We start from the raw sequence: 23,474 nt of genomic DNA on the forward strand, positions 1-23,474 counted from the left end.
GGTCACGCTTCCTCCTTGCCGACGCCGCCGACGCCACCAACGCCGCCCAGGCCATTGTCCACCGAAACGCCGGGCAGGTGCGCGGTGGCCAGCTTCTCGACGTACTTCGCGAGCACGTCCACCTCGAGGTTGACCGGATCGCCCGGCTCGACACGCCCGAGCGTGGTCAGCTCCAAGGTGGTGGGGATGAGCGCGACGCCGAACTCCTCCCGCGACACCGACGCTACCGTGAGCGACACGCCGTCGATCGCGATGGAGCCCTTCTCGACCACGTACCTGGCCAGGTCCGGGGGCAGGGCGAAGTGGGTGAGGCCCTCCGGCTCCCTGGAGAGGAAGACGCCGGTGCCGTCGACGTGGCCCTGCATGATGTGCCCGCCGAGCCTGCCGTCGGCGCGAACGGCCCGTTCCAGGTTGACCGGGCGCCCCACGTCCAGCTTGGCCAGGCTGGATCGTTGCAGTGTCTCGTGCACCACCTCGACGGTGAACTCGTCGCCGGACACCTCGACCACGGTCAGGCAGACGCCGTTCACCGCGATGGAGTCACCGTGCCCGGCGTCGCCGGTGACCAGCGGGCCGCGGACCGTCAGGCGCGCGGAGTTCGGCATCTCCTCGACGCGCGCGATCTCGCCGAGCTCCTCGACAATGCCGGTGAACACTAGCTGCCTCCCTCAGGTTGGCCCGGTACGGCGGAGATCCGCACGTCACTTCCGCTCATGGTGACCCCTTCGACCCGCCAGCGGTGTGCCTCGGTGATGGTCGACACGCCCGCCGGACCCAGCGCGACCGGTCCGGCGCCCAGCAGCGCGGGCGCCACGTAGGCCACGATGCGGTCCACCAGGCCCGCCCGCACGAAGGCGCCCGCGAGCGTCGGGCCGCCCTCGAGCAGCACGTCCACGATGCCGCGCCCCGCCAGCCGGGCGAGCACCTCGGCCGGGTCGCGGGTACGGGCCAGCAGTGTCTCCGCGGCGTCGTCCAGCACCCGGGCACCCGCGGGCACGTCGCCGCCGCCCACCACCACCCGCAGCGGCTGGCGCCCGGCGGGCACGCCGTCCGGTCCGCGCACCGTCAGCCACGGGTCGTCGGCGCGCACGGTGCCGGTTCCCACCACGACCGCGTCGGCCGCGGCCCTGATCGCGTGCACCTCGGCGCGCGACTCCGAGCCGGAGATCCACCTGCTGCTGCCGTCGGCGGCCGCGACCCGCCCGTCGAGGGTCATCGCGTACTTCCAGGTCACGTGCGGGCGCCCGGTCCGCACGAAGTGCAGCCAGGCACGCAGCGGACCGGTCGCGGCCTCCTCCGCCAGCAGGCCGCCCTCGACGTCGACCCCAGCCGCCCGCAGCATCTCAGCACCCCCGGATGCCGCCGCGCCGGGATCGGCGACCGCGTAGCGCACGGCCGCGATCCCGGCATCGAGCAGCGCTCCGGTGCACGGCGGAGTGCGGCCGTGGTGGACGCATGGTTCGAGGGTGACGACCGCCGTACCGCCGCGGGCCCGGTCTCCGGCCTGCCGCAGCGCCATCACCTCGGCGTGCGGGCCCCCGGGCGGCTGCGTGGCGCCCTCCCCGACGGTGCCGCCCTTCGCGTCCAGGATGACCGCGCCGACCGGCGGGTTGGGGCTCGTCGTGCCCCGCACGCCCGCACTCAGGGCGAGGGCCCGGGCCATGGCGTCGCGCTCGCCTGCCGGGGGGGTCACGGTCAGCGCGCCGCCTGCCGGGCCCGTGCCGCCTGCTCGCGCAGCGCGGCGACGGCACGCCCGGGATCGCCGGCGCCGTAGACGGCCGAACCCGCGACGAAGCAGTCGGTACCGGCCTCGGCCGCCTGCTCGATCGTGTCCTCCTTGATGCCACCGTCGATCTCCACCAGCACGTTCAGGTGCCCGGTGTCGGCGAGGCGGCGGGCCGTGCGGACCTTGTCCAGCACCTCGGGCATGAACTTCTGCCCGCCGAAGCCGGGCTCGACCGACATAACGAGCAGCGTGTCGTAGTGGCGCAGGGTGTCGAGATGGTCCTCGAGCCGCGTGCCGGGCTTGACCGACAACCCGGCCCTCGCGCCTGCCGCGCGGATGTCCTTCGCGATCTTCACCGGATCGTGTGCCGCCTCGGCGTGCACGGTGACGTTGTGGGCCCCGGCCTCGGCGTAGCCGGGTGCCCAGCGGTCCGGGTCCTCGATCATCAGGTGGCAGTCGAGCGGGATGTCCGTCGTCCTGAGCAGCGACTGCACCACGGGCAGGCCGATCGTCAGGTTGGGCACGAAGTGGCCGTCCATGACATCGACGTGCACCCAGTCCGCTCTGCCGTCCCCCGGCCCGGAGACGGCCGCGATCTCCTCGCCGAGACGTGCGAAGTCGGCGGACAGGATGCTCGGTGCGATGAGAGGTTCATGGGCCACGGCCGCAGTGTAGAAGGCCGCGGCGCGGAAGCCGGTGGCACCGTCACGGCAGCAGGTCCAGCACCCCGGTCCAGGGCTCGTCGACCGGCAGCCGCCGCGCGCGCACCCCGGCGGCCGCGAGCGCGTCGAGATGTCCGCGCCACGCCGGGTGACGGAAGCGGCTGTCCCGCACCTGGTAGCCGACGACGATCGTCACGCCGTGCTCGCCGACCGCGTCGCCGAGCACGGTCAGCGCCTGGTTGTCGGCGATGCCGAGCGCGAGCTTGGCGACCGATCCCGCGGTCGCCGGGGCGAACAGGAACACCTCCGGATCGGGGTGCGGGCGCGGCTGCCCCGGCCGCCGCGGCTCGCTGCGGACCTCCAGGTCACTGAGTGCCCGCAGCCGGTCCAGCTCGCCCGTCGCGGCGAGCCAGTGGGCCGCCGTGGGGGTCAGCGTGACCGCCAGCCGCCAGCCCCGCTCGACGGCAGGCGCGGCGAGCTCGGCGCAGAGCCGGGTCTCCACCCCGCCGCACGAGGCCGCGACCAGGCCGAGCACACGGCTCCGGCTCAAACTCGGCCGTCCGCCCGCTTGCGTGCCATCGCGCAGAACATCGCATCGGTACCGTGCCGGTGCGGCCACAGCTGCACGTACGGCCCGGCACCGAGGTCGGGCACGCCCGGGAAGAACTCGCGCGCGTCGATGATGTCGGCGCCGCACCGGCGCGCGGCCTCCGCGATCACACCCTCGGTCTCCGCAAGGTGCGGCGAGCACACGACATAGGCGACCACGCCGCCGGGCCGCACCAGCCGGAACGCCGAGGCCAGCAGCTCGCCCTGGAGCCTGCTCAGCTCGGGGACGTCGGAGGGCTGCCTTCGCCAGCGCGCCTCCGGGCGGCGGCGCAGCGCGCCGAGCCCGCTGCACGGCGCGTCCACGAGCACCCGGTCGTAGCCGGGTTCGAGCCCGGACTCGCGGCCGTCGACCTCGTGCACGGTCACCGGCAGGCCCTCGACCACGCGCTCCACCAGGCGTGCCCGGTGCGGTGCCTGCTCCACGGCGTCGAGCGTCGCGCCGGAAAGCAGGGCCAGCGAGCCGAGCAGCACGGCCTTGCCGCCGGGACCGGCGCACAGGTCGAGCCAGCGGGCATCCTGGTCACCCTCCACCGGAACCCTCGTCGCGGCGATGGCGGTGAGCTGGCTACCCTCGTCCTGGACGATCGCGAGCCGTTCGCGGATCGGTTCCGACTCCGCGAGGTCGCCGGAACCGGAGGGCAGGTGTACACCGTAGGGCGAGTACGGCGCCACGTCCCCACCGGCGATCGCGGCGAGCTCGTCGGCGCTGATCTCCCCCGGCTTGGCCAGCAGGTGCACCTCTGGCCGCGCATCGTCGGCCCGCAGCGCCGCCTCGAGCTCGGGGCCCTTGTCCCCGAGCGCCTCGGCGAAGGAGCGGGCCACCCACCGCGGGTGCGCGGTACGCAGCGCGAGATTGCCGATGGGGTCGGTGTCCGGATCGGGCGCCAGCTCGGCCAGCCACGCCTCCTCGTCCTTTTCGGACACCTTGCGCAGTACCGCGTTGACGAACCCGGCTACGTGCGAGCCACCGTCCTCCCGCACGAGGTCCACCGTGGACGTCACCGCGGCGTGCGGCGGTGTCCTGGTGCGCAGCAGCTGATAGGCGCCCAGCCGTAGACCGTCCAGCACACTGGCGTCCACTTTGGCCAGCGGACGGTCGAGGCATGCGGCGAGCACCGCGTCGAGCAGCCCCTGCGCCCGCGCGGTGCCGTAGGTCAGCTCGGTGGCGAACGCGGCGTCCCGGCCGCTGATGCGCCGGTTGCGGAGCATCTCCGGCAGCGTGAGGTTGGCGTAGGCGTCCCGCTCGCGGACGGCGCGCAGCACGTCGAGCGCGGCCCGCCGCGCGGGGTCGGTGGCGGGCGGCTTGCGAGGACTCTCCTTGCGCGGTGCGGGCCCCTTCCTCGGTGGCCGCGACGGCCTGCGTTCCCGGCCGGGTGTCATGTCAGGCGCTCTCCTTGTTCGATCCTCGTGCCGCGCGCCCAGTCGGTGGCCGCCATCCGTTTCCTGCCCGGTGCCTGCACGTCGCCGAGCCGCACCGGCGCGGTCGCCGTTCCGGCCAGCACCCGCTTGCGCTCGACGAGCAGCTCACCCGGGGCCAGCGCGGGCCCTTCGGCCGGCGTGACCGGACCCAGCTTCACCCGCTCGCCGCGGAACTCCGCCCACGCCCCCGGCTCGGGGGTCATCGCCCGCACGTGCCGGTCCACCGCCACCGCCGGAACGGTGAAGTCGGCCCGCGCGTCGGCGACGGTCACCTTCGGCGCGTAGCTCACCCCGTCCGCGTGCTGCGGCACGGCCCGCAGGGAGCCGTCCTCGATTCCGTCCATCGTGGAGACGAGCAGCCCCGCGCCGGACACCGCGAGCCGGTCGAGCAGCTCGCCCGCCGTGTCGGTGCTCTGAATCTTCTCGGTGACCACGCCGTAGACCGGCCCCGCGTCGAGCTCCCGCACGATGCGGAACGTCGACGCGCCGGTGATCTCGTCCCCGGCTCCGATCGCCGCCTGCACCGGCGCGGCACCGCGCCAGGCGGGCAGGAGGGAGAAGTGCAGGTTGATCCAGCCGTGCCGGGGAATGTCCAGTGCGGGCTGCGGCAGCATCCCGCCGTAGGCCACGACCGGGCAGGCGTCGGGCGCGAGCTCGGCGAGCCGGGCCAGGAAGCCGGGCTCGCCCGCACGGGGCGGGGTGAGCACCTCGATGCCGTATTCGTCGGCGAGCGCGCCGACGGGCGAGCGGACCAGCCTGCGGCCACGGCCCGCCGGCGCGTCCGGGCGGGTGACCACGGCGGCGACCTCGTGCCGGTCCGACTCCAGCAGCGCGCGCAGCGAGGGAACGGCCGGTTCGGGAGTGCCGGCGAACACGAGCCTCATCGGCGGTCCGGGGCGGTGAGAGGAACGAACATCCCCGCCAGTCTAGAGCGCCGACCCCGATGGCTCCCCAATGTGGCATTCGGTGCGTTGAACGCTACGAATGTGGCATTGGGGAGCACGCGGCCGTCAGATCAGGTCGAGGGGGTCGAGCTGGATGCGGACCGGCGCGAGCTCCTTGCGCGCGTCGCGGAGGACCTTCACCGCGCGGACCGCGGCGGCCAGCGCGCGGCCGTCGGAGCGGGGCACCCGGACCAGGGCACGTTCGCGGTCGGCGTTGCCGTCCTCGTCGACATCACCGACCGGTACCGGGCCGAGCACCTCCGCCGACTCCGGCAGCGTGATCTCGTCCAGCAGCGCCGCCACGGCCTCCGGCGCGCCCTCGAAGCTGGCCATCCGCACCGCGGGCGGGAAGCCGAGCTCACGCCGCCCGGCGAGCTCCAGCTCGGCATGCCAGCCGGAGTCCCACCGGACGAGCGCCTGCACCGGGGCGAGCCCGGCCTCCGCGCCGACCACGATCCGGCCGCCGTCCCGCCCCGGTCGCACGAGCGCCGCGGCCGCCATCCACCGGCGCACCGTCTCCTCGGCCGCGCGCAGGTCCTGGCGGCCGAGGAGCGCCCAGCCGTCCAGCAGCAGGGCCGCCCCGTAGCCGCCCTCGGCCACCGGCTCGGCGCCCGGCGTGGCGACCACCAGCGCCGGCTCCCCCGCCACCTCCGCCAGCACCTCGCTGGCACCGGAGGTGCGCACGGCCACGCCGGGGAAGGCCCTGCCCAGCTCCTCCGCGGTCCGCTTCGCGCCGACCACCACCGCCCGCAGCCTGCTCGACCCGCACGCCGGGCAGCGGTAGCCGGCGTCGGCGACGCCACACCACCGGCAGGACGGCGGACGCGGCACCCCGGCGTCCCCGCCGCCGGGCAACAGCAGCGGCCCCGCACACCGGCGGCACCGTGCGGGCCCACGGCAGTGCCCGCACGCCAGGCCGGGGACGTAGCCGCGGCGGGGAACCTGCACCAGCACCGGAGCGCCCCCGGCGAGGCCCTGCCGGGCGGCCTCGAAGGCCACGGCGGGCAATCGCGCCGCCCTCGCCGCCTCGTCCCTGGCGACGTCGAAGTCCTCGCCCGTGGGGGTCACGCGCGGAGCGGCAGCGCGCAGCTCGTCGCGGGCCGCGACGACCGGATGCGCCCAGCCGGACTCCACGAGCAACTGGGCCTCGGCCGTCCGCGCGAACCCGGCGACCAGCAGCGGGGCCCGGTCGGCGTGCGCCCGGAGCATGAGCACGTCCCGGACGTGCGGGTAGGGCGTGTGCGGGTCGACGTGCAGGTCGTCGCCGTCGTCCCAGACGACGTACAGCCCCGGGTCGGCGACCGGGGCGAACATCGCCGCACGGGTGCCCACGACGATCCGCACCGCTCCCCGCAGCACGGCGAGCCAGCGGCGGTAGCGTTCCGCAGGCCCGAGGTCGGCGGACAGCGCCACCACCGCTTCCGGTCCGGCCATCTCGGCGCACGCCGCGTGCAGTCGCGCGGCGTCGCGGTGATCCGGCACCACCAGCACCGAACCGCGCCCGGCGGCGGCGACCGTGGTGGCCAGCTCGGCGAGGCGGACGGGCCAGTCCTCCCCCGGCAGCGCCTGCCACACCGCGTGCGCCGGACGGCCCGCCCGCAGCGCCTCGGTGAAGACCGGCCCGCGCGGATAGCGCGGCCATCCGGTCCGCTCCGGCTCCGGCGGCGCGGCGGCGGGCTCCCGGGGCGGCTCGGCCTCCGTGCGGGCATGCCGCGGCGGGACGGCCAGCCGGAGGACGTCGATCAGCGTGCCGCCGTAGCGTTCGGCCACCGTCCGGCACAACGCCGCCAGCCCGGGCGGCAGCACCGGTTCGCTGGAGGTGACGCGTTCGAGAAAAGCCAGCCTGCCCTGGTGTTCGGAAGTCGCCGCGCGTTCCAGGACGAACCCGTCGACGAGCTGGCCGGCGAAGCGGACCCGCACCCGGCAGCCGGGCACCGCGGCGTCGGCGAGCTCCCGCGGCACCTGGTAGTCGAACGTGCGGTCCAGGTGGGCCAGCGGAACGTCGACGATCACCCGCGCCACCGGGTCGGTGTCCGCGGGGTGCCGCTGCCCCTTACGCGGCGTGCCGGTGGACCTGCCACGCCCGCCCTTGGCTCGCGAGGGCTGCGGCAGGTTCCACAGCGGGGTCGTCTCCGGCCGGCTCACGCCTCGTGATCCACCAGGTGCTCAGGCGCCGGCGGCATCGCGCAGCTCCTCCACCCGGTCGGTGCGCTCCCACGGCAGGTCGAGCTCCGGGCGGCCGAAGTGCCCGTAGGCGGAGGTCTGCGCGTAGATCGGGCGCAGCAGGTCCAGATCCCGGATGATCGCGGCCGGGCGCAGGTCGAACACCTCGTCGATCGCGGCCTGGATCTTGGCCGGGTCGACGGCCTCGGTGCCGAAGGTCTCCACGAACAGGCCAACCGGAGCCGCCTTGCCGATGGCGTACGCCACCTGCACCTCGACCCGCGAGGCCAGGCCGGCGGAGACCACGTTCTTGGCCACCCACCGCATCGCGTACGCGGCGGAGCGGTCCACCTTGGACGGGTCCTTGCCGGAGAAGGCGCCACCGCCGTGCCGCGCCATGCCGCCGTAGGTGTCCACGATGATCTTGCGGCCGGTCAGGCCCGCATCGCCCATCGGGCCGCCGATGACGAACCGCCCGGTGGGGTTGACGAGCAGGCGCACGTCCGCGCTGTCCAGCTCCAGCCGGTCCAGCTCCGGCGCCACGACGTGCTCGCGCACGTCGACGCCGAGCATGGTGTCGAGGTCGATGCCGTCGGCGTGCTGGGTGGACACCACGACCGTGTCCAGCCGGACCGCCCGCTCCCCCGCGTACTCGATGGTCACCTGCGTCTTGCCGTCCGGCCGCAGGTAGGGCAGCACGCCCTGCTTGCGCACGGCCGTGAGCCGCTGGGACAGGCGGTGCGCCAGCGCGATCGGCAGCGGCATCAGCTCCGGCGTGTCCGAGCACGCGTAGCCGAACATCAGCCCCTGATCGCCCGCGCCCTGCTTGTCCAGATCGTCTGTGTCCTGCCCCTGGCGGTGTTCTCCGAGTCCTCCGAGTTCTCCGACTCGCGACTCGTACGCCGTGTCAACGCCCTGCGCGATGTCCGGCGACTGNCCCCTGATCGCCCGCGCCCTGCTTGTCCAGATCGTCTGTGTCCTGCCCCTGGCGGTGTTCTCCGAGTCCTCCGAGTTCTCCGACTCGCGACTCGTACGCCGTGTCAACGCCCTGCGCGATGTCCGGCGACTGCGCGCCGATCGCGACGTTCACACCGCACGAGTTGCCGTCGAAGCCCTTGGCCGAGGAGTCGTAACCGATCCGCAGGATGACGTCCCGCACGATGGTGGGGATGTCGGCGTAGGCCTCGGTGGTCACCTCGCCCGCGACGTGCACCTGGCCGGTGGTCACCAGTGTCTCCACGGCGACCCGGCTACGCGGGTCCTTGCCGATCAGACCGTCGAGGATGGAGTCGCTGATCGCGTCGCAGATCTTGTCCGGGTGTCCCTCGGTCACCGACTCCGACGTGAACAGCCTGCGGTTGGTCGCGGTCACGACTGTCCCTCACATCCTCGCTCAAACGGCTACCCGGCGACGCACACGGCACCGCCTGCCGGAAGCCTACTGGCGATCCCTCGAACGGCCCAGCAGGTCGGTCACCGCGTCCCACAGAGTGGCCGCCAGTTGGGCTTTCGCGCCGAGCGGGATCCGCTGCTCCAGCCCGTCCGCCGACAGCAGCCAGCCGGTGTTGTCCTCGACCTCGAACGCCATGCCCTCGCCCACCGCGTTGACGACGAGCAGGTCGCTGCCCTTGCGCCGGAGCTTGGCCCTGGCGTGGTCGAGCACGCTGCCGTGCGCGTCGCCGGTCTCGGCGGCGAAGCCCACGATGATCTGGCCGGGCCTGCGGTCGGCGACGAGCCCGGCGAGGATGTCGGCGTTCCGGGTGAGGGTGATCGCCGGGTCGGGCGCGTCGTCGGTCTTCTTGATCTTGTGCTCGGCCCGCGACTCGGGCCGGAAGTCGGCGACCGCGGCCGCCATCACGACCACGTCGGCGTCCACCGCCGCGGCACTGACGGCCTTGCCGAGCTGCTCTGCGCTGGACACGTGCACGACCTCGGCGCCGGCCGGCTCGGGCAGGGCCACGGTGTGCGCGGCGACCAGCGTGACGTCGGCGCCGCGCTGGGCGGCGACCCTGGCCAGTGCGTAACCCTGCTTGCCGGAGGAGCGGTTGCCGAGATAGCGCACCGGGTCAAGGGCTTCGCGGGTGCCGCCCGCGGACACCACCACCCGCACGCCCTCCAGCTCACGCGGCAGCGCATCCGGCCGGGCGAGGAGCAGCCGCGCGAGATCGACGATCTCGCGCGAGTCCGCGAGCCGCCCCTTGCCGGTGTCCACGCCAGTCAGCCGCCCCGAGTCGGGCTCGGTGACGACGGCACCGCGCGCACGGAGCAGGGCGACGTTGTCGCGGGTGGCCGGGTGCTCCCACATCTCCGTGTGCATCGCCGGGAAGAACGCGACCGGGCAGCGTGCGGTGAGCAACGTGTTGGTCAGCAGGTCGTCGGCGAGTCCGTGAGCCGCCCTGGCGAGGAGGTCGGCGGTCGCGGGGACGACGAGCACGAGGTCGGCTTCCTTGCCCACGCGCACGTGCTGCACGTCGGGCACCTCGGTGAACACGCCGGTGTGCACCGGATGCCCGGACAACGCCTCGAAGGTCGCCGCACCGACGAAGCGCAGCGCGGCCTCGGTCGGCACCACGCGCACGTCGTGCCCGGACTCGGTCAGGCCGCGCAGCACCTCACAAGCCTTGTAGGCCGCGATGCCGCCGCCCACGCCGAGGACGATCTTCGGTTGGCTCACATCCACCCGTTTCCGCAGGTCAGGCCTCGTGAGTGCGTCGCAAGTTAGAACGCGTGCCGCCACTCACGAGCGCTGGCCAGGCAAAACGCCGGCGTCACTCGCCTTCGGTGTGCTCGAGCAGGCCGGCGTGGATCTCGCGGAGCGCGATCGACAGCGGCTTCTCCCGCGGGCCCGGCTCGACGAGCGGGCCGACGTACTCGAGCAGGCCTTCGCCCAGCTGCGCGTAGTAGTCGTTGATCTGGCGGGCACGCTTGGCGGAGTAGATCACCAGCGCGTACTTGGAGCTGACCTTCTCGAGCAGGTCGTCGATGGGCGGGTTGGTGATGCCTTCGAGCTGCTCGCTCTGGGCACCCAACGTAATCGCGGTCACTCGTTGTGCTCCGAATCGTCGAGAAGAGAGGTTTCGCCGGCGACCAAGTCTAGCAACCGCCTCGCGGCGGCCTGCACGTCGTCGTTCACGACCCGCGCGTCGAACTCCCCGGCGGCCGCGATCTCGGTCTGGGCCTCGGCCAGCCTGCTCCGCACGGCGTCCTGCCGCTCCGTACCGCGACTGGTGAGCCTGCCGACGAGCTCGTCCCACGAGGGCGGCAGGAGCATGACCAGCCGCGCGTCGGGCATGGCCGCGCGGACCTGCCGCGCGCCCTGGAGTTCGATCTCCAGCACCGCCGGCCTGCCCGAGTCGAGCGCCGCTTCGACGGGCGCCCGCGGCGTGCCGTAACAGTTGCCTGCGAACTCGGCGTACTCGAGGAACTCCCCCGCGGCCACCATGGAGTCGAACGTCTCGCGGTCGACGAACCGGTAGTGCTCGCCGTCGACCTCGCCTGCACGCGGCGGGCGCGTGGTCACCGAGACGCTGAAGTACACGTCCGGGCACAGCCGCCGCAGTTCCGCCACGACGCTGGACTTGCCGACGCCGGACGGCCCCGAGACGACCGTGAGCCGGTGCCGGGCGAGGCCGCCCGGCACCGGCTCACCGCCTGACTGCCGGCCGGCGCACACGCCGGCCTTGATCGAGCCGCGGTTGTCCTGCTCGCTCACTCGCCGCTGAACTCGGCGAGCAGCGCTTTGCGCTGCCGGTCGCCGAGGCCGCGCAGCCGGCGGCTGGAAGCGATCTCGAGTCGCTCCATCGTCTGCTGCGCACGCACCTTGCCCACGCCCGGCAGAGCCTCCAGCAGAGCGGAGACCTTCATCTTGCCGAGGACCTCGTCCTCGTCGGCCTGCTTCAGCACGTCGGCGAGGGTCGTACCGCCACGCTTGAGCCGTTCCTTGAGCTCCGCGCGGGCGCGACGGGCAGCGGCGGCCTTCTCCAGCGCCGCAGCACGCTGTTCCTCGGTGAGCTGGGGAAGTGCCACGTTTTCCTCCGGTATTACTCAAAATTCTGGGTGGGTGTGGCGACCGTACCCACCCTTGACCTGGACCCACAATGCGGGGGTGTGCGCTGACCGGAACGAAAGTACGCCGTATGGACGCATCTTCGCGCACGGTCCGATCGCGCCGCGGCTGGGCGCCGTGGCACGGCCGGAGACGACCCTACTCACATTCACGCGCCGGTTCTCGGCTCGCATCCTGTGAATCCGGCTTCCGGGCCATTGCTCGAGCCCCCGCCTGACGCCACGCCGATCAGCCTAGTGCAAGATCAACTTGGGCGTGGACCTCGGTGGGAGCGTTTCGGCGTTCCGGCTATGCCGGTAGGCTGGCGAGCGCGTCCTGTGCGCGCCGCACGGCCGCGCGCAGCGCCGTCGGGTCGGGTCCGTGCCGGAGGATGTCCCGCGACGAGGCAGGCAGCACGTTCCGGGCCGAGCCGCCGAAGAGACGGGCGAGGTCCGCGGCACCCGCCCCCTGTGCTCCGTAACCCGGCGCAAGGACCGGCCCGTTGAGCGCCGTCAGATCCAGCTCCCCCGGCGCGTTCGTGGCCCCCACCACGACGCCGACGTCGCCGACCGGGGCCACACCCGAGTTGCGCTCCGCAGCGGAATCCACAATGGACTGTGCGACGGTGGAACCGTTCGGTGGCACGGCGGTCTGGACCGGGCCGCCGTCGGGATTGGACGTACGGGCGAGGACGAACACGCCCCGGCCCGACGCGCGGGCGGCCGTCAGTGCCGGCTCCAGCGAGCCGAAGCCGAGGAAGGGCGACACGGTGATCGCGTCGGCGGCGAGCGGCGCACCGTCGGTGAGGTAGGCCGCCGCGTACGCCGCCATCGTGGAGCCGATGTCGCCCCGCTTGACGTCCAGAAGCACCAGTGCGCCCGCGTCCCGGGCACGCGCGACGACCCGCTCGAGCACGGCGATCCCGGCCGAACCGTAACACTCGAAGAAGGCCGACTGCGGCTTGAGCACGGCCACCTGCCCGGCCAGCACCTCCGTCGCGGTGAGCGCGAAGCGTTCCAGCCCGCTCGCGTCGGCGGGCAGTTCCCACGCCCGCAGCAGCTCCGGATGCGGGTCCACCCCGGCGCACAGCGGCCCGCGGGCCGCCACCGCGGCCGCCAGCCGCCGGCCGAACGTCCCGGCCCTCTCCGTCACCGCTTGGCCCGCATCGTCGCCTGGAGCTCCTGGATGGAGCACACGCCGATATCGCCGCGGATGAGTGCCTCGATGCCGTGCACGGCAGCCGCCGCGCCCTGCACGGTCGTGACGCACGGGATGTCCCGCGAGACCGCCGCCGTGCGGATCTCGTAGCCGTCGATGCGGGGCCCGCTGTTGCCGTACGGCGTGTTGATCACCATGTCCACGCCACCGTCGAGGATCACCTGGACGATGTTCGGCCCGGCGGGCTCTTCCGTGGCGCCCTCCGAGTACTTGCGCACGACGGTGCACGGGATCCCGTTGCGGCGAAGCACTTCCGCGGTGCCGGACGTGGCGAGGACGTCGAAGCCGAGATCGGCCAGCCGCTTGACCGGGAAGACCAGCGAGCGCTTGTCGCGGTTGGCCACCGAGACGAACACCTTGCCGTGCGTCGGCAGCGAGCCGTACGCGCCCGCCTGGGACTTGGCGAAGGCGGTGCCGAAGGACGTGTCGACGCCCATCACCTCGCCGGTGGACTTCATCTCCGGCCCGAGCAGCGAGTCGACACCGTGCCCCTCGGGGGTGCGGAAGCGGTGGAACGGCAGCACGGCCTCCTTGACCGCCACCGGCGAGTCGACCGGCAGATGCCCGCCGTCGCCCTCGGCGGGCAGGATGCCGCGCTCCCGCAGCTCGCCGATCGACGAGCCGGTCATGATCAGCGCGGCGGCCTTCGCGAGCGGGACGGCCGTCGCCTTGGAGACGAACGGCACGGTGCGTGAGGCACGCGGGTTGGCCTCAAGGACGTAGAGCACGTCGTCCTTGAGCGCGTACTGCACGTTGAGCAGCCCCCGGACGCCGACGCCGCGGGCGATCGCCTCGGTGGAGGTTCGCACGGTGTCCAGGTCGGTGCGGCCGAGGGTGATCGGCGGCAGCGCGCACGCCGAGTCGCCGGAGTGGATCCCGGCCTCCTCGATGTGCTCCATCACGCCGCCGAGGTAGAGCTGCTCGCCGTCGTAGAGCGCGTCGACGTCGATCTCGATCGCGTCGTCCAGGAAGCGGTCCACCAGCACCGGGTGCTCGGGAGTGACCTCGGTGGCCCTGGCGATGTAGCCCTCCAGCGAGGGCTCGTCGTAGACGATCTCCATGCCGCGGCCACCGAGCACGTAGGAGGGCCGCACGAGCACCGGGTAGCCGATCTCGTCGGCGACGCGCTTGGCGCCCTCGAACGAGGTGGCCATGCCGTACTTGGGCGCGGGCAGTCCGGCACCGACCAGCACGTCGCCGAACGCGCCCCGGTCCTCGGCCAGGTGGATCGCCTCCGGCGGGGTGCCAACGATCCGCACGCCCGCGTCGGCCAGCCGCTGCGCCAGCCCCAGCGGGGTCTGCCCGCCCAGCTGCACGATCACCCCGGCGACGGTCCCCGACTCCCGCTCGGCGTGCACGACCTCCAGCACGTCCTCGAACGTCAGCGGCTCGAAGTACAGCCGGTCCGAGGTGTCGTAGTCGGTGGAGACCGTCTCCGGGTTGCAGTTGACCATCACGGCTTCGAAGCCGGCCTCGCGCAGCGCCAGCGCGGCGTGCACGCACGAGTAGTCGAACTCGATGCCCTGCCCGATGCGGTTGGGCCCCGAGCCCAGGATCAGCACCTTCGGCCGGTCCGGCTGCGGCGCCACCTCCGACTCCGAGGAGTCGGGGTCCCCCTCGTAGGCCGAGTAGTGGTACGGCGTCTTCGCGGGGAACTCGGCGGCGCAGGTGTCCACGGTCTTGAACACCGGGCGCACACCCAGCCGGTGCCGTAGCGCCCGCACCCCGTCCTCGCCGGCCAGCTCCGGCCGCAGCGCCGCGAGCTGCCGGTCGGACAGCCCGGTGCGCTTGGCCCGCCGCAGCAGGTCCGCGTCCAGCACCGGCGCGTCCCGCACCTCGGCCCCGACCTCGCCGATCAGTGCGATCTGGTCGACGAACCAGGGGTCGATGCCGCTGGCCTCGTGCACCTGAGCCACGGTCGCCCCGAGCCGCAGCGCCCTTTCCACCGCGTACAGCCGGGCGTCCCGCGGGGTGCGCAGCTCCTCCAGCGTCGACTCCAGGGTGGCGCCCTCCGGGTCGGGCACCGTCCAGAAGCCGACCGCCTTCGTCTCGACCGAGCGCATCGCCTTGCCGAGCGCCTCCGGGAAGCTGCGGCCGATCGACATGGCCTCGCCGACGCTCTTCATCGTCGTGGTCAGCGTCGGGTCCGCGCCGGGGAACTTCTCGAACGCGAACCTCGGCATCTTCACGACGACGTAGTCCAGCGTCGGCTCGAACGACGCGGGCGTCTCGCCGGTGATGTCGTTGCTGATCTCGTCCAGCGTGTAGCCGACCGCGAGCCGGGCCGCGATCTTCGCGATCGGGAAGCCGGTGGCCTTCGACGCCAGTGCCGAGGAACGGGACACCCGGGGGTTCATCTCGATCACGACCATCCGGCCGTCGGCCGGGTTGATCGCGAACTGGATGTTGCAGCCACCCGTGTCGACCCCGACCTCGCGCAGGACGTCGATGCCGACATCGCGCATGTGCTGGTACTCGCGGTCGGTCAGCGTCATCGCGGGGGCGACGGTCACCGAGTCGCCGGTGTGCACGCCCATCGCGTCGATGTTCTCGATCGAGCACACCACCACCACGTTGTCGTGGCGGTCGCGCATCAGCTCGAGCTCGTACTCCTTCCAGCCGAGCACGCTCTCCTCGATGAGCACCTCGGTGACCGGGCTCTCCTCCAGCCCCAGCGACGCCATCCGCTCCAGCTCGTCCTGCGTGTGCACCATGCCCGAGCCGAGCCCGCCCATCGTGAACGACGGCCGGATCACCACGGGCAGGCCGAGCTTGGCGACCGTCTCCCGTACCTCGTCCATCGAGTGGCAGACCGCGCTGCGCGGCACGTCGGCGCCGACGGAGCGCACGATGTCCTTGAACTTCTGCCGGTCCTCGCCACGCTGGATCGCCTCGACGTCGGCGCCGATCAGCTCGACGCCGTACTTCTCCAGCACGCCGCGCTCGTGCAGCGCGACCGCGCAGTTCAGCGCGGTCTGCCCGCCGAGTGTGGCCAGGATCGAGTCCACCGGCCGCCCCAGCGCCTTCTCCGTCGCGATCACCTTCTCCACGAAGTCGGGCGTGACCGGCTCGATGTAGGTCGCGTCCGCGAACTCGGGGTCGGTCATGATCGTGGCGGGGTTCGAGTTCACCAGGCTCACCCTGAGGCCCTCGGACCGCAGCACCCGGCACGCCTGGGTGCCCGAGTAGTCGAACTCGGCGGCCTGTCCGATCACGATCGGCCCGGAGCCGATCACGAGCACGTGCTCGATGTCAGTACGTTTCGGCATTACTTCGACTTCTCCATCAGAGTCACGAACCGGTCGAACAGCGGCGCCGCGTCGTGCGGGCCTGCGGCGGCCTCGGGGTGGTACTGCACGGAGAAGGCAGGCACGTCGTCGCACCTGATGCCCTCGACCGTGCCGTCGTTGGCGCAGTAGTGGCTCACCCGCGCCGAGCCGAACGGCGAGGAGAACCGGCTGCCCGGTTCCCCCTCCAGTGCGAACCCGTGGTTCTGGGCGGTGATCGCTACCCGGCCGGTCTCCGCGTCCAGCACCGGGATGTTGATCCCACGATGGCCGTAGCGCATCTTGTAGGTGCCCAGCCCGAGTGCGCGGCCGAGGATCTGGTTGCCGAAGCAGATTCCGAACAGCGGGATCTGCCGGCCCAGCACGGCCTTCGTGAGCTCGATCGCCTGCTCCTGCGTCTCCGGATCGCCCGGTCCGTTGGACAGGAAGACCCCGTCCGGCTCGACCGCGAGCACGTCCTCGATGTCGCTGCCCGCGGGCAGCACGTGCAGGTCGATCCCGCGCCGGCTCAGCTCCCGCGGGGTGTTGCTCTTGATGCCGAGGTCCAGCGCCGCCACCCGGAAACGCGGCTCGCCTGCCGCGGGCACCACGTAGGGCCTGGCGGTGGTCACCTCGCCCGCCAGGTCCGCGCCCTTCATCGGCGGGCTCGCCAGCACCTCGCGCACCATGTCGCCGGTGTCACCGAGCGCGTCCCCGGAGAACACCCCGGCGCGCATCGCGCCGTGCTCGCGGATGTGCCGGGTGAGCGCGCGGGTGTCCACCTCGGAGACGCCGACCACGCCCTGGCCGGCGAGCGCGTCGTCCAGCGACCCGGTGGACCGCCAGTTCGACGGCGTGCGCGCCGGGTCCCGCAGGACGTAACCGGAGACCCAGATACGAGCGGACTCGTCGTCCTCGTCGTTCCAGCCGGTGTTGCCGATCTGCGGCGCCGTCTGCACCACGATCTGCCGGTGGTACGACGGGTCGGTCAGGGTCTCCTGGTAGCCGGTCATTCCCGTGCAGAAGACGACCTCGCCGAGGGTCCGCCCGCGCGCGCCGTAGGCCGCGCCGCGGAAGACCCGCCCGTCCTCCAGCACCAGCGCCGCCGGTGTCCGCGTGCCCGTCATACCTGGGCTCCTCCCTTTACCTGCTTGATCCACTCCGGATAGACGTCGAGGTCGTCACCGCGGAAACCGGTGTCGAGCTCGTTGTCGCCCAGCCGCCAGGTGAACACCAGCAGGCTGTCCGTTCCCATCACCTTGCCCGCCATCCCCCTGGCGGTCTTGACATCCACCATGGACTCACCCGGGATCCAGAACGCGGGCGCGCCGGCGCGCTCGACCGCGATGCCGCCGGCATGGCGGCGCAGCGTCGCGCGGGCGCGCAGGCCCGCCCCGCGGGTGACCACGCGCTCCTGCCAGTGCCCCGCACTGGTCGTCGCCACGTAGACCCCGGATGCCTCGAGCAGCGGTTCGCCGGGCTCGGCCGGGACGTCCGGGAACGGCGGGTAGCGAACGCTCTGCGCCCGCGCCTGCCTGCGCCAGCCGCGCCACATGCCGTACACGCACAGCGCGAAGAACGCCGCGACCAGCAGCGTCAGCAACAACCTGTCCATCAGTCAATCTTCCCCTCGCGCGACGTGATCCGCCCGCGCAGCAGCGTGGCGCTCACCACGGCGGGCAGCCGCATCCCCTCGTACGGGGTGTTCGCGGCGATGCTCGCCAGCTCGGTGCCGCGCACGGTCCACCCGGCTTCCGGGTCCACCAGCACGACGTTCGCCGGCTCGCCCTCGGCCAGCGGCCTGCCCTGGTCCGGCAGCCCGGCGATCTCCGCGGGCCGCTCGCTCATCACGCGCGCCACACCACGCCAGTCGAGCAGGCCGGGCTCCACCATCGTCCGCACGACGATCGAGAGAGCGGTCTGCAGCCCGAGCATTCCCGGCCGCGCCGCGGCCCACTCGCAGTCCTTGTCCTGTACCGCGTGCGGCGCGTGGTCGGTCGCCACGCAGTCGAGCACGCCGTCGGCCAGCGCCTGCCGCATCCGCTCCACGTCCGCGTCGGCCCGCAGCGGCGGGTTCACCTTGTTCACCGGGTCGTAGGTGGCCAGCCGCTCGTCGGTGAGCAGCAGGTGATGCGGGGTGACCTCGGCCGAGACACGGGTGCCGCGCTCCTTGGCCCAGCTCAGCACGTCGACCGTCCCGGTGGTGGAAACGTGACAGACGTGCAGCCGGGCCCCTGCGTGCCGGGCGAGGATGCAGTCCCGCGCCACGATGGACTCCTCCGCCGAGGCCGGCCAGCCGGTGTAGCCGAACCGCGCGGCCCGCTCGCCCTCGTGCGCCTGCGCGCCGACGGTGAGCCTGGGCTCCTCGGCGTGCTGCGCGACGAGCACGCCGAGCGAGGTCGAGTACTCCAGCGCCCTGCGCATGAGCAGCGGATCGGCCACGCAGTGGCCGTCGTCGGAGAAGATCCGCACCCCGGCCTCCGACCTGGCCATCGTGCCAAGCTCGGCGAGCCGTTCACCGGCCAGCCCCACCGTGACGGCGCCGACCGGATGGACGTCGACGAGCCCCGTCTCCCGGCCCCGGCGCCACACGTGCTCGACCACCACGGCGTTGTCGGCCACCGGATCCGTGTTGGCCATCGCGAACACGGCCGTGTAGCCGCCCAGCGCGGCGGCGGCGGAACCGCTCTCCACGGTCTCGGTGTCCTCCCGGCCGGGCTCGCGCAGATGCGTGTGCAGGTCGACGAAGCCGGGCAGCAGCACCTGCCCGCGGGCGTCGATCACCTCGGTGTCCCCGGCCGCCTCCGGCGAACCGATCTCGGCGATGACTCCGTCGGCGATCAGCACGTCGACCGGGTCGCCCTCGCCGTAACACCGCGCGCCCTTGATCAGTACCCGGCTCATGACCCTCGTCCTTCTTCTTCTCCCGCGAGCAGGTGGTAGAGCACCGCCATCCGCACGTGCACGCCGTTGCGGACCTGCTCGGTGATCGCGGCCTGCGGCGCGTCGGCGACGGCCGAGGCGATCTCCATGCCACGCAGCATCGGCCCCGGGTGCAGCACGACGGCGTGCTCGGGCAGCAGCCGCAGGCGCGCCTCGCTCAGCCCGTAGGAGATCGAGTACTCCCTGGCCGAGGGGAAGTAGCTGCCGTGCATCCGCTCGGCCTGCACGCGCAGCATCATCACCGCGTCGACGGCGGGCAGCTCCGCGTCCAGCTCGTGCGAGACGGTGACCGGCCAGCCGGCCACCCCGGCGGGCAACAGCGTCGGCGGGGCGACGAGCACCACCTCGGCGCCCAGCGTGGCGAGCAGGTGCACGTTCGACCGGGCGACGCGGCTGTGCAGCACGTCGCCGACGATCGCGATCCGCCTGCCCGCCAGGTCGCCGAGCCGCTCGCGCAGCGTCGCGGCGTCGAGCAGGGCCTGGGTCGGGTGCTGGTGGGTACCGTCACCGGCGTTGACCACCGAGGTCCCGGCCTCGGCGAGCCAGCCTGCCAGCCGGTGCGCCGCTCCCGACGCGGGATGGCGAACGATCACGCAGTCCGCTCCTGCCGCGGCGAGGGTCAGCGCGGTGTCCCGCAGCGACTCCCCCTTGCCGACCGAGGACCCGCCCGCCGAGACGTTCACCACGTCGGCGCTCATCCACTTGCCGGCGAGCTCGAAGGACACCCGCGTGCGCGTCGAGCTCTCGTAGAACATCGTGATGACGGTGCGGCCGCGCAGCGTGGGCAGCTTGCGGACCTCGCGGCCGAGCAGCGTGCGCTTGAGCTCGTCGGCGGTGTCCAGCACGGCGGTCGCGTCGGCGAGGTCCAGCCCGTCGGTGGTCAGCAGGTGCCTCATCGCCGTTGCTCCCCGGTCTCCCTGAGCAGGACCGCGTCACGCCCGTCCACCTCGGTGAGCAGCACCGAGACGTCCTCACTGCGCGAGGTCGGCACGTTCTTGCCCACGTAGTCGGCGCGGATCGGCAGCTCACGATGGCCCCGGTCGACGAGGACGGCGAGCTGGACGGAACGCGGCCTGCCGTGGTCGCGCAGGGCGTCGAGCGCGGCGCGGATGGTGCGACCGGAGTAGAGCACGTCGTCGACGAGCACGACCACCCGGTCGTCGATGCCGCCCTCGGGAACCTGGGTCTGCTCCAGCGGCCGGGTGGGCCTGCGCCGCAGGTCGTCCCGGTAGAGCGTGACGTCGAGCGCCCCGGTGGGCACGGCGATGCCGGAGAACTCGCCGATCCTGACGCCGAGCCGCGTGGCGAGGGGTGTTCCCCTCGTGGGTATGCCCAGCAACACGGGTGGGGCATCCGGGCCCGCACCGAGTGCGGTCTTCTCGATGACCTGATGGGCCATTCGAGCGATGGTGCGCGCGACATCGCCGGCCGAGAGCAGCTCGCGCTCGGCGGCCGGTTCCGCCGCGCCACGTGGACGTGGCGCCACGGTGGACCTCCTTCCCCGCCTCACTGGACGGGTCCTTAAAGGATGTCGACCACCCGGATTCGCTGGGCGATCGCACAGACAGTAGCAGGCCGGCGGGCTCAATCTTCCGGGTGGTGTGCCGACGTCCACAACGCAGCCAGCAATGATCTGCTTGACCTGGTGACGACAACGAGTAACCATTACTCTGAGTATTCGACTCAGGAGTCCCCTGTCGGTCATCCGGGCCGAACGGGCGAGGAAACGGAGAACCACCACATGGGCGATTACGCCAAGGCGCTCGGGGCGAAGCTCCGCGGGATCCGCCAGCAGCAGGGCCTGTCCCTGCACGGAGTCGAGCAGAAGTCCGGCGGGCGCTGGAAGGCGGTCGTCGTCGGTTCCTACGAGCGCGGCGACCGCGCCGTGACCGTCCAGAAGCTCGCCGAGCTGGCCGACTTCTACGGGGTACCGGTGGTCGAGTTGCTGCCCGAGGGCAGGGTGCCATCCGGCGCCGAGCCAGCCACCAAGATCGTGATCAACCTGGAACGGCTCCAGCAACTGCCTGCGGAGAAGGTCGGCCCGCTCGCGCGCTACGCGGCGACGATCCAGAGCCAGCGCGGCGACTACAACGGCAAGGTGCTCTCGATCCGCACCGAGGACCTGCGGTCGCTGGCGATCATCTACGACATGACGCCCGGCGAGCTCACCGAGCAGCTGATCGACTGGGGGGTGCTGCCGCCGGAGGCACGCCCGGCGAAGGAAGACTGACAGCACGGGGCCCGGGGTCGTGAGTGCGCACGCGAGTTAGAACGCTTGTCGCCACTCACGACGCCGTGGGGCACCGGGCGCTAGAGAACCGCGCGCAGCCGGTCGGCGATGTTGCCGATGCGGCCGAGCACACCGTTGACGAAGCGCGGCGAGTCCTCGGTCGACAGTTCCCTGGCCAGCCCGACCGCCTCGTCGATCGCGACCGGGTCCGGCACGTCGGACGCCCAGAGCAGCTCGTAGACCCCGAGCCGCAGGACGGCCAGATCGACCGGCGGCATGCGGGTCAGGGACCAGCCCTGCGCGTGCTCGGCGAGCACCTCGTCGATGTGCTCGCGCTGCGCGCTCACGCCTTCCACCAGGGTGATCGTGTAGTCGCCGATCGGTTCGGCCCCGGTGGCGCCGACCCGCTCCGACAGCAACGTGACCGGGTCGGCGGCACGCTGCGCCGCCTCGTACAGGATCTCGACGGCGCGCCTGCGGGACGCGCGGCGGCCGGTGGAGCCGCGCCGGGGGGTGTCGTCCGCGTTCACGAACGGGCTCAGCTGGAGGAACGGCCGAGGTAACGGCCGTCCCTGGTGTCGACCTTGATCTTCTCGCCGGTGGTGACGAACAGCGGCACCTGCACCTCGGCGCCGGTCTCCAGCCGGGCCGGCTTGCTGCCGCCCGTGGAGCGGTCGCCCTGCAGGCCCGGGTCGGTGTGCTCGATCACCAGCTCGACGGAGGCCGGCAGCTCCACGTAGAGCGGGTTGCCCTCGTGCATCGCCACCTGTGCTTCGCTGTTCTCCAGCAGGTAGTCGGCGCTGTCCCCGACGACCTCCTGCGGCACGGTGATCTGGTCGAACGTCTCGCCGTCCATGAACACGTAGTCGGTGCCGTCGTTGTAGAGGTAGGTCATCGTGCGGCGGTCCACGGTCGCGGTGTCGACCTTGGTACCGGCGTTGAACGTCTTGTCCACCACCTTGCCGGAGAGCACGTGCTTGAGCGTGGTGCGCACGAACGCACCGCCCTTGCCCGGCTTGACGTGCTGGAAGTTCACGACGGACCAGAGCTGGCCGTCCAGTTTGAGGACGACGCCGTTCTTCAGGTCGTTGGTGGTGGCCACGAGTGTGAGATCTCCTGTGTGTTCGGGCGGGCCGCGTTCTAGACGACCACGAGTTCCTTCGTGCTCAGGGTGAGGAGCTCGGGAGTGCCTTCCCGCACGACGAGCGTGTCCTCGATGCGCACGCCACCGCGGCCGGCGAGGTAGACGCCTGGCTCGACGGTGACCGCCATACCGGCGGCCAGTGTACCGACGGCGGTCGCGGCGAGGCTCGGTGCCTCGTGCACCTGCAGCCCGACGCCGTGGCCGAGGCCGTGGGAGAACTCATCCGCGTGCCCGGCGCGCTCAATCACCTTCCGCGCCGCCCGGTCCACCGCCACCACCTCGGCGGCGGGCCGCACGGCCGCGCAGCCCGCCGCCTGCGCCGTGTGGACCAGCTCGTGCAGGTCCCGCTGCCACGCCGCGGGTTCGCCGAGCACGACGGTGCGGGTCATGTCGGAGTGGTATCCGTCCACGACGGCGCCGAAGTCCAGTTTGACGAGGTCGCCCGCGGCCAGCGGCGTGCCGGTGGGCCGGTGGTGCGGGATCGCGGAGTTGGCGCCGGCTGCCACGATCGAAGGGAACGACGCGCCTTCGGAGCCGAAGTCGAGCATGCGGTTCTCCAGGTCCCTGGCCACCTCGCGCTCCGTGCGGCCCGGCCGGAGCCCGCCGTGTTCGAGCAGATCGGCAAGCGCCCGGTCGGCCGCCGCACACGCCGTGCGCAGCGCCTCCACCTCGGTCTCGTCCTTCACCACGCGCAGCCGCTCGACCAGCCCGGGGGCGCGGCGCAGCTCGATACCCTCCGCGGCGGCGCCGAGCTCGTCGAACCGCTCGACGCTCACGTGCTGGCTCTCGAAGCCCGTGCACCGGTAGCGGTCAGGGTGCGCGGCGGCCCGGCCGAGCAACGCCTGCGCGCTCGCCCGGTCGAGGACCCGTTCCAGGTCGGGCACCTCGGCGGCCGCCTGCGCGGTGTAGCGCCCGTCGGTGCAGAACAGGCTTCGCTCGTCGTCCGCCGCGTGCACGAGCAGCGCCGCGTTCGACCCGGTGAATCCGGTCAGGTAGCGGATGTTCAGCAGATCGGTCACCAGCAGAGCGTCGACGTCCGCGGCGCGGAGCAGGCCGCGCAGCGCCATCCGGCGGCCGGCATGAAGTTCGGGCACCGGGCCAGTCT

22 protein-coding genes and 1 pseudogene are annotated in these 23,474 nt (G+C 72.6%); 1 reads left to right on the forward strand and 22 read right to left on the reverse strand.

What is annotated here, in order from left to right; genetic code table 11:
* Window positions 1–2: 2 nt before the first annotated feature.
* From JAP66_RS19135 to pyrR, 19 genes and pseudogenes are all read right to left on the reverse strand, one after another.
* A complete protein-coding gene (locus JAP66_RS19135; RefSeq protein ID WP_199433148.1) occupies window positions 3–656 on the reverse strand; it encodes a riboflavin synthase in 654 nt (217 codons plus the stop codon).
* On the reverse strand, window positions 656–1,663 hold the full coding sequence (gene ribD / locus JAP66_RS19140) for a bifunctional diaminohydroxyphosphoribosylaminopyrimidine deaminase/5-amino-6-(5-phosphoribosylamino)uracil reductase RibD (RefSeq protein WP_199433205.1): 1,008 nt from the start codon (window positions 1,661–1,663) through the stop codon (window positions 656–658). Before ribD ends, JAP66_RS19135 begins: the two co-directional genes overlap by 1 nt.
* 32 nt (window positions 1,664–1,695) lie before the next feature.
* Complete coding sequence (rpe, locus tag JAP66_RS19145) at window positions 1,696–2,388, reverse strand: ribulose-phosphate 3-epimerase (RefSeq protein WP_199433149.1); 693 nt, start codon at window positions 2,386–2,388, stop codon at window positions 1,696–1,698.
* A 43-nt stretch (window positions 2,389–2,431) separates the two neighbouring features.
* The gene (locus tag JAP66_RS19150; protein WP_199433150.1) at window positions 2,432–2,938 is read right to left on the reverse strand and encodes a flavoprotein; all 507 of its coding nucleotides are present in this window, start codon (window positions 2,936–2,938) and stop codon (window positions 2,432–2,434) included.
* Complete coding sequence (locus tag JAP66_RS19155; protein ID WP_199433151.1) at window positions 2,935–4,377, reverse strand: RsmB/NOP family class I SAM-dependent RNA methyltransferase; 1,443 nt, start codon at window positions 4,375–4,377, stop codon at window positions 2,935–2,937. The genes JAP66_RS19150 and JAP66_RS19155 overlap by 4 nt, the downstream gene beginning before the upstream one ends.
* The gene (gene fmt, locus JAP66_RS19160) at window positions 4,374–5,300 is read right to left on the reverse strand and encodes a methionyl-tRNA formyltransferase (protein ID WP_199433152.1); all 927 of its coding nucleotides are present in this window, start codon (window positions 5,298–5,300) and stop codon (window positions 4,374–4,376) included. The genes JAP66_RS19155 and fmt overlap by 4 nt, the downstream gene beginning before the upstream one ends.
* Window positions 5,301–5,426: 126 nt before the next feature.
* Window positions 5,427–7,505: a primosomal protein N' gene (locus JAP66_RS19165; RefSeq protein WP_199433153.1), complete on the reverse strand. Its 2,079-nt coding sequence runs from the start codon at window positions 7,503–7,505 to the stop codon at window positions 5,427–5,429.
* 21 nt (window positions 7,506–7,526) lie between these two features.
* Window positions 7,527–8,895: pseudogene (gene metK, locus JAP66_RS19170) on the reverse strand (methionine adenosyltransferase).
* Window positions 8,896–8,961: 66 nt separating this feature from the next.
* Window positions 8,962–10,197 carry a bifunctional phosphopantothenoylcysteine decarboxylase/phosphopantothenate--cysteine ligase CoaBC gene (coaBC, locus tag JAP66_RS19175; protein ID WP_199433154.1) on the reverse strand — a complete coding sequence of 412 codons (1,236 nt, stop codon included), beginning with the start codon at window positions 10,195–10,197 and terminating at the stop codon, window positions 8,962–8,964.
* A gap of 94 nt (window positions 10,198–10,291) precedes the next feature.
* Window positions 10,292–10,567: a DNA-directed RNA polymerase subunit omega gene (rpoZ, locus tag JAP66_RS19180; protein ID WP_199433155.1), complete on the reverse strand. Its 276-nt coding sequence runs from the start codon at window positions 10,565–10,567 to the stop codon at window positions 10,292–10,294.
* Window positions 10,564–11,235 carry a guanylate kinase gene (gene gmk, locus JAP66_RS19185; protein WP_199433156.1) on the reverse strand — a complete coding sequence of 224 codons (672 nt, stop codon included), beginning with the start codon at window positions 11,233–11,235 and terminating at the stop codon, window positions 10,564–10,566. The genes rpoZ and gmk overlap by 4 nt, the downstream gene beginning before the upstream one ends.
* Window positions 11,232–11,549: an integration host factor, actinobacterial type gene (gene mihF / locus JAP66_RS19190; RefSeq protein WP_005455668.1), complete on the reverse strand. Its 318-nt coding sequence runs from the start codon at window positions 11,547–11,549 to the stop codon at window positions 11,232–11,234. Before mihF ends, gmk begins: the two co-directional genes overlap by 4 nt.
* Before the next feature lie 328 nt (window positions 11,550–11,877).
* Window positions 11,878–12,720 (reverse strand): orotidine-5'-phosphate decarboxylase, encoded by an 843-nt coding sequence (gene pyrF / locus JAP66_RS19195; protein WP_199433157.1) that lies wholly within the window; start codon window positions 12,718–12,720, stop codon window positions 11,878–11,880.
* Window positions 12,717–16,055 (reverse strand): carbamoyl-phosphate synthase large subunit, encoded by a 3,339-nt coding sequence (gene carB / locus JAP66_RS19200; protein ID WP_199433158.1) that lies wholly within the window; start codon window positions 16,053–16,055, stop codon window positions 12,717–12,719. Before carB ends, pyrF begins: the two co-directional genes overlap by 4 nt.
* Window positions 16,055–17,179: a glutamine-hydrolyzing carbamoyl-phosphate synthase small subunit gene (carA, locus tag JAP66_RS19205; RefSeq protein WP_199433159.1), complete on the reverse strand. Its 1,125-nt coding sequence runs from the start codon at window positions 17,177–17,179 to the stop codon at window positions 16,055–16,057. Before carA ends, carB begins: the two co-directional genes overlap by 1 nt.
* Window positions 17,176–17,667 (reverse strand): PH-like domain-containing protein, encoded by a 492-nt coding sequence (locus tag JAP66_RS19210; protein ID WP_199433160.1) that lies wholly within the window; start codon window positions 17,665–17,667, stop codon window positions 17,176–17,178. The genes carA and JAP66_RS19210 overlap by 4 nt, the downstream gene beginning before the upstream one ends.
* Entirely contained in the window at window positions 17,667–18,956 is a 1,290-nt protein-coding gene (locus JAP66_RS19215) for a dihydroorotase (RefSeq protein WP_199433161.1), read from the reverse strand. The genes JAP66_RS19210 and JAP66_RS19215 overlap by 1 nt, the downstream gene beginning before the upstream one ends.
* Entirely contained in the window at window positions 18,953–19,891 is a 939-nt protein-coding gene (locus JAP66_RS19220) for an aspartate carbamoyltransferase catalytic subunit (RefSeq protein WP_199433162.1), read from the reverse strand. Before JAP66_RS19220 ends, JAP66_RS19215 begins: the two co-directional genes overlap by 4 nt.
* On the reverse strand, window positions 19,888–20,481 hold the full coding sequence (gene pyrR, locus JAP66_RS19225) for a bifunctional pyr operon transcriptional regulator/uracil phosphoribosyltransferase PyrR (RefSeq protein WP_199433163.1): 594 nt from the start codon (window positions 20,479–20,481) through the stop codon (window positions 19,888–19,890). The genes JAP66_RS19220 and pyrR overlap by 4 nt, the downstream gene beginning before the upstream one ends.
* Before the next feature lie 255 nt (window positions 20,482–20,736).
* On the opposite strand from pyrR, the gene bldD reads away from it, so the two are divergent.
* Window positions 20,737–21,225, forward strand: a complete 489-nt coding sequence (gene bldD, locus JAP66_RS19230; RefSeq protein ID WP_020422358.1) for a transcriptional regulator BldD — start codon at window positions 20,737–20,739, stop codon at window positions 21,223–21,225.
* An 80-nt stretch (window positions 21,226–21,305) separates the two neighbouring features.
* On the opposite strand, the gene nusB is transcribed toward bldD, so the two are convergent.
* Genes nusB through JAP66_RS19245 form a run of 3 tightly spaced genes read right to left on the reverse strand, consistent with a single transcriptional unit; the run spans window position 21,306 to window position 23,463 of the window.
* Window positions 21,306–21,755 (reverse strand): transcription antitermination factor NusB, encoded by a 450-nt coding sequence (gene nusB / locus JAP66_RS19235; RefSeq protein ID WP_199433164.1) that lies wholly within the window; start codon window positions 21,753–21,755, stop codon window positions 21,306–21,308.
* 8 nt (window positions 21,756–21,763) lie between these two features.
* Window positions 21,764–22,327, reverse strand: a complete 564-nt coding sequence (gene efp / locus JAP66_RS19240) for an elongation factor P (RefSeq protein WP_199433165.1) — start codon at window positions 22,325–22,327, stop codon at window positions 21,764–21,766.
* A gap of 38 nt (window positions 22,328–22,365) precedes the next feature.
* Entirely contained in the window at window positions 22,366–23,463 is a 1,098-nt protein-coding gene (locus tag JAP66_RS19245) for a M24 family metallopeptidase (protein WP_199433166.1), read from the reverse strand.
* Window positions 23,464–23,474 lie beyond the last annotated feature (11 nt).

It is taken from the genome of Qaidamihabitans albus, from assembly GCF_016464705.1.
GTDB lineage: Bacteria > Actinomycetota > Actinomycetes > Mycobacteriales > Pseudonocardiaceae > Qaidamihabitans > Qaidamihabitans albus.